We start from the raw sequence: 4,784 nt of genomic DNA on the forward strand, positions 1-4,784 counted from the left end.
TCCAAAGCAAAAGCCACCGAATTTCGGTGGCTTTTTTTGTTGGTACTGTGCAACTTCGTAGTTCTTTTCCCATGTGGTACATCTAACTTTAGTACCAACAATGCTCACTCGATTTCAAGAATATTCTTTAATACCCATTTTTTGTACGAAAAATCTGTGGACCACCTGTCTGGTCAATTCTTTTTTTTGTAATTTAAGTACATAAACACTTGTAAATCAACCTAAAATGAAATCATTATCTATTTTTTTTATGTGCCATGGCATTACTGTTTTGCAATGAAAGTGCCAAGGCCCAAGATGCCGTTGACAAAGTTTATATGCTCGATGGCAAGGTCAACGAAGGAACCGTAAAAGCCATGGAGGACAACGCCATTACGTTTGTTTATACGGGCGAAAGCTTGGAATATTCCTTGGAAAAATCAAAAATCAACAAAATCGTGTTCGGCAGTGGGAGAACGCAGGTAATCAATGAGGCTGCTGCCCCCGTAACCGCTGCAGCTGTTGCCAGTGCAAATTCCCGGAACAAACTTGCCGTGATTCCTTTTACCATGATTTCCAACGAAAGCTCATTGACCACCGATGCCATGGGAGAGGAAATTCAGCATACTACCATCAACTCTTTTATGGACAATACCAGAGGGCTTACCATTTTAGACCCAATGACCACCAACGCGCTTTTGTTGAAAAATAACCTGAACGCTAACACCATAAAGGCAAAGCTTCCCCAAGAGGTGGCCAAGTTGTTGGGGGTGGAATTTGTAGTGTACGGAACGGCGAACATTAATTATGAGGGAACTATGACGTTCGGTAGTACCAGCACCACTTATAAGGATAAGGATAAGAGGGATAGTAAGGATAGGGAAAAATCGGGTAAGGAGTTTAGTAGCAGTAGCTCTTCCACCAGTGATAATTATGATACCACTATAGAAATGAGCATTTATAACGACCAAGGGCAAACCGTGCACAGTGTTAAAAGAAATGGCTTTGGTTCGTCGTTGGATAAATATCAGGCAACTATAAATTACGTTGTTAAGCGCACCCCTTGGGGAGACAAGCATAAGTAGACAGCCAATCTTTTGGGAGCTTTGCTTTAACAGGGAGTTCCCGTTTAAATACAACCCATTAATCCTTCAACTGACCATGCAATCCAAAACACAAACCATCAAAGGGCCGTTTTTGGCCAAAACAATCACTTTCCTGTATCTAATGTTTTTTGCCCATCAACAAATGTACGGACAAGATTTGGGCTCTACCAGTATAATATCCTACGAGGATAAACTTGCTTATGGCATCGATTTTAGTACTGATATTGATGAGTTTTTTATTAACAATCCAGATGATGGTGTAAATGCCCATTTGGTTTCCAACAATGACCTAAAGCTCACGGTCAGGTTCAACTATAAATTTTTGAACTTGAGTGCCTCTTTCGCCCCGGAGTTTCTGCCAGGCAATGATGACGATGAAGAGCGGGGAAAAAGTTCATTTCAGAACTATCAGGCCAACCTGTTTCCTGGAAGATTTGTACAGAATGTGTTTTTTAGAAGAATGAAAGGGTTTTATGTTGAGAATACCCAAGATTTTCTTCCTACCTGGACCGGGGGCGATCCCTATTTGCAATTCCCGGACCTAAAGAGTATTACGTGGGGCGGAGGTACCGGTTTTATACTTAACAAGGACTTCTCATTAAGATCCATCTTAAACCGTCAAGAATGGCAATTGGAAAGTAAGGGGAGCTTTATACCATCCATACAGTATGAGTTCACCAAATTCACCAATACTTTTGCTTTTGAGGAGGGGAACGCCTACGGAAAGGAGAACGTAGTCGATTTAAGAGCCGATATTGGATATTATTATAATTTGGTGGTGACTCCGAACGTAAATATAGTTCCGTCCGTAAGGGGCGGCATTGGTCCCAAATTCTCCAAATATACCCTGCAAGGTGAGGTGGAGAAAAACAACTATTTTGTTACCGAGTACGGAGCAGGACTTCGCGTGGGTTATAATACGGATAAGCTCTATTTGGGAGTTATCGGTGAGTTGAATGGTACTTCATACGATGACGATGATGACAACATCTCCAATAATCTATGGCATGGGGCATTTTATATTGGTTATCGATTTGAGGCGCCGGAGAGATTAAAAAGAATTTTTTAGTTAAGAGGGGAAAAGAAAGAGCCACCGAAATAGGTGGCTCTTTGTATGGAGACATATTTTATTGCTGCGCCATTTCCAAATGGATGGTCAGCTCCACTTCATCCCCCAATGTTGGGGTGTCACCACCAACTCCGAATGCCAATCGGTCTACGGTTCCGGTAAGTTTTAGTCCTGCTTTCAATTTTTGACTGCGTTGATCGGTAATTATTCCGTTGACAGTGCCTTCCAAGGTAACCGGTTTGGTAACCCCGTGCATGCTAAGGTCGCCCATTAACTTAAAGGTTTTGTCTCCGGTCTTTTCAAAGCTGGTACTCTTAAAAGTGATGGAAGGATACTTTTCCACCTCAAAAAAGTCGGCACTTCTTAAATGATCGTCGCGCCTATCATTATCCGTATCAATACTGTTGGTTTTAATATCCACCATAAATTCGGCGTCGTCAAAAGTATCAGTCGCTGTTGCTGTTATGTCAAAATCACTAAAATGGCCCTCTATGGTAGAGATCATTAGGTGTGAAATGCCAAAACCGACTTTGGAGTGTGCCCCGTCCGATTTCCAAGTGGATTGTGCCGCAACCGCTAGGGATGTTAAAAACGCAAGTACGAAAATAGTCTTCTTCATGATTGTGTGATTTAAGTGTTAGTAGTTTTGTTTATAATGCTTTTACCAATTTCAGATAAAATTTTCAACTAAATATGGTCAATTAAAACTTAAGATATAAATATTTTCCGTGAACAACATGGGTTAACCCTCAATCAACCAATTGGTTAAGAATGGAAAGAAATAAGATGTCGTTGAGGGGTTAAATATGGTTGTTGGTAAAGCTACTTTTTTGTAAAAGCAGTTTTATACATAGATTTAGCTCACCTAACTATAATTGCATTGATTTCTAAAAAGGAACTTCTTTTTCAAATAGTATTGCACGTATTGGTTCTCCTGTTTTTTTCTTTTGATAGGAATACAGGAAGTATAGTAGTGCACAGGGCAATATTTCTTTTGTTTTATGCCTTGGCCACCGTGGGTGTTACCTACTATCTTATGCCTAAATTCTTGTACAAAAAGAAATATTGGCAGTTTTTCTTGGGTTCGGCCATAGTGGTATCAATTGTTATTGTAATTGAAGAAGTTGTTTTGGAACCCATCATCTTCCCGGGTACCAAACGAGCAGATACTTTTCCGGGTGTTTATGTTTCCCTTTTGGGAATTTTGCCCGTAATGTTCATTCTGTCAGGATGTAAATTTGGATGGGATGCCCTTAAAAAACAGGCCCAAATCGATGAACTCGAAACCACCATACAAGAAAGTGAACTTCAATTTTTGCGTAGTCAAATAAATCCTCACTTTTTGTTCAACAATTTAAACAACCTGTATTCTTATGCTTTGCAGGAATCTCCCAAAACTCCAGAAATCATACTCGAGATGAGCGGAGTATTGCGCTATATGCTGTACGAATCCAAGGAAAAATTAGTGCCCTTGAAAAAGGAGCTGGAGCAATTGGGCAATTTTATCCGTCTGTATAAATTGCAGATAGAAGATAGGGGGGAAGTACAGTTTGATGTGGACGAAATTGAGGGAGATTATAGGATTGCACCCTTGATTTTGATTGTTTTCATAGAAAATGCCTTCAAGCACAGCCAATCGGGACAGTCTTCAAATATAGAAATAGATATTTCCGTAAAGTTGAGTAATTCTATATTGGAGTTCAGGTGCAAGAACAATTATGAGCCAGGGTTTAGTCTGGATAGTGTTGCCAAAGGAATCGGTTTAAAAAATGTAAAGAAGCGTCTTGAACTTCTTTATCCAAAAAAACATATTTTGCATATAGAGGAGACCGATAACAGCTATAAGGTGTTTCTGAAGCTGGAATTGGAAAAGGTTTAGTTTATGAGGTGTATAATTGTTGAAGATCAGCCGCCGGCACAGCGAATACTAAAGAAGTTTATTCAGGATGTGCCCACATTGGAACTGGTACAGGTTTTCTCCGATGGATTGACGGCTATGGAATTCCTGAACAAGGAGTCGGTGGACCTCATGTTCCTCGATATCCATCTACCCAAAATAAATGGACTGGATTTTCTAAAGAGCATTCCGGACCCTCCACATGTTATATTGACCACTGCTTTTTCAGAATATGCACTCGAAGGATACGATTTGAACGTCGTGGACTATCTTTTAAAGCCCTTTTCTTTTCAACGTTTCCTGCAAGCTGTCAATAAGGTCAACGCAAAGCACGAACATGTAAGTACCAAAAATGATACTACGCCACTCACCGAGATCTATGTAAAATCCAGCCATGAGCACATCAAGGTTTTGGTACGTGACATTTATACCATTGCTTCCGATTCGGATTACACAGAAATTCACCTAAAGGACAAAAAAATATTGTCCAATGAGCCTTTGCGCCATTGGATGGAAGTATTGGGAGGCAGTCAGTTCTATCAAATACACAAATCGCATATCATCAACACCAAAAAAATAGATCGTATATCGGGAAATCTTGTAATGCTGAGCAATGGAGCCAAAATACCCATGGGGAGGGCATATAAGGATAACTTCTTAAAAAGTATTCTATAAAAAAAGCCCAGATTTCTGCAGTCATGGTCGGAAGATTATTCTTCCGACTTTTTTGTTA

General features: G+C 40.1%; 5 protein-coding genes. 4 read left to right on the plus strand and 1 reads right to left on the minus strand.

Translation table 11 applies throughout. The annotated features are described in order from the left end of the window. Positions 1-257 precede the first annotated feature (257 nt). Positions 258-1,064, plus strand: coding sequence for a hypothetical protein (locus tag K1F36_RS19570; RefSeq protein ID WP_220115294.1), 807 nt, complete (start codon positions 258-260; stop codon positions 1,062-1,064). A gap of 76 nt (positions 1,065-1,140) precedes the next feature. Then, a complete protein-coding gene (locus K1F36_RS19575; RefSeq protein ID WP_220115295.1) occupies positions 1,141-2,154 on the plus strand; it encodes a DUF4421 family protein in 1,014 nt (337 codons plus the stop codon). A 58-nt stretch (positions 2,155-2,212) separates the two neighbouring features. Here K1F36_RS19575 and K1F36_RS19580 read toward each other — a convergent pair whose 3' ends face one another. After that, complete coding sequence (locus K1F36_RS19580) at positions 2,213-2,773, minus strand: YceI family protein (RefSeq protein ID WP_220115296.1); 561 nt, start codon at positions 2,771-2,773, stop codon at positions 2,213-2,215. A 261-nt stretch (positions 2,774-3,034) separates the two neighbouring features. Here K1F36_RS19580 and K1F36_RS19585 point away from each other — a divergent pair, with 261 nt between their 5' ends. Continuing rightward, positions 3,035-4,033, plus strand: a complete 999-nt coding sequence (locus tag K1F36_RS19585; RefSeq protein WP_220115297.1) for a sensor histidine kinase — start codon at positions 3,035-3,037, stop codon at positions 4,031-4,033. A gap of 3 nt (positions 4,034-4,036) precedes the next feature. Continuing rightward, positions 4,037-4,726, plus strand: coding sequence for a LytR/AlgR family response regulator transcription factor (locus tag K1F36_RS19590; RefSeq protein ID WP_220115298.1), 690 nt, complete (start codon positions 4,037-4,039; stop codon positions 4,724-4,726). Positions 4,727-4,784 lie beyond the last annotated feature (58 nt).

The organism is Flagellimonas abyssi (assembly GCF_019457905.1).
In the GTDB taxonomy this organism is placed as follows: domain Bacteria; phylum Bacteroidota; class Bacteroidia; order Flavobacteriales; family Flavobacteriaceae; genus Flagellimonas; species Flagellimonas abyssi.

Coding starts and splice junctions, on each gene's coding strand:
- K1F36_RS19590 (WP_220115298.1), top strand. CDS start 4,037: ATGAGGTGTATAATTGTTGAAGATCAGCCGCCGGCACAGCGAATACTA.
- K1F36_RS19570 (WP_220115294.1), top strand. CDS start 258: ATGGCATTACTGTTTTGCAATGAAAGTGCCAAGGCCCAAGATGCCGTT.
- K1F36_RS19580 (WP_220115296.1), bottom strand. CDS start 2,773: ATGAAGAAGACTATTTTCGTACTTGCGTTTTTAACATCCCTAGCGGTT.
- K1F36_RS19575 (WP_220115295.1), top strand. CDS start 1,141: ATGCAATCCAAAACACAAACCATCAAAGGGCCGTTTTTGGCCAAAACA.